Here is a 557-nt window from a genome sequence, read left to right on the forward strand (position 1 = left end):
AACATTCTCCAGCCGTTGTCATGAACACTTTTTCCAAAATGATGTTCCCCGCTCATCGTCTTCAGATCCAGATCTTCGATACATACGATATCATAGAAATTGGTTATCTTTCTTGATTCTTTATGCAAGTAATCTTTTCTCTGGTGAGCGATATGTGTATGGATCCGCGCCACTTTTTTCTGCTGTTTTTTATAACGATTGCTTCCCTTCCGGCAATGACTCAGTTTTCTCTGCGCTTTCGCCAGTTTTTCCTCGCTGTTTCTGAAATAGTGCGGATAACCTGCATGTTTTCCATTGGAATCTACATATAGTTCTTTCATGGAAAAGTCGAGTCCGACGGCCTGCCTTATGTTCCTTATTTCCACTGGCTTTTCTTCACAAAAATACAGAAGAGAAACATAATACCGCCCATCAGCTTCCATACAGACGGATGCGCCTTTCAGGCAGGCATCTTCCCGGATCTTACGATGCTGCCGAATCCGGATCCAGCCTGCCTTTGGGAGCTTCAGCTTCCCATCTTTTAACAGGATATTTCCATTTACACTGTTTGTGGTATA

At 43.1% G+C, this 557-nt stretch carries 1 protein-coding gene; it reads right to left on the reverse strand.

Translation table 11 applies throughout. From position 1 onward, the window contains the following. Positions 1 to 557, reverse strand: a 557-nt coding sequence (locus GPK83_RS17415) for an RNA-guided endonuclease TnpB family protein (protein WP_215705140.1), incomplete at both ends; no start/stop codon positions are given.

Origin of the sequence: Clostridium sp. MCC328 (assembly GCF_018785465.1) — a bacterium.
Classification (GTDB): domain Bacteria; phylum Bacillota; class Clostridia; order Lachnospirales; family Lachnospiraceae; genus Pilosibacter; species Pilosibacter fragilis.